Source organism: Aneurinibacillus sp. REN35, from assembly GCF_041379945.2.
GTDB lineage: Bacteria > Bacillota > Bacilli > Aneurinibacillales > Aneurinibacillaceae > Aneurinibacillus.
The window spans coordinates 1-212 of the sequence record NZ_JBFTXJ020000068.1; the positions used below are offsets into that span (position 1 = coordinate 1).

At 63.7% G+C, this 212-nt stretch carries 1 protein-coding gene; it reads right to left on the bottom strand.

Going from position 1 to position 212, the window contains the following annotated elements:
- Positions 1–212: stalk domain-containing protein (locus AB3351_RS23670; protein WP_371149562.1), on the bottom strand; the 212-nt coding region annotated here is incomplete at both ends.

Genomic DNA, 212 nt, shown 5'->3' on the forward strand with positions numbered 1-212 from the left:
TAGGACTGGTACAGCTCGCCGGTGCGAATATTCGCCCAGAAGGCCGCGGGCGTATCCGACGTCGCCCAGCCCATGACGAATTTGCCCTCGTCGGAGATGGCGACGGTGTTCTTGGCGCTCTGCCAATCGACCGTCGCGCCGAGCGTCTGCGCGACGAAGCGGATCGGCACGTAGACGGATCCGTTCTTCAACTTGGCGGGCTGGGTCATCTG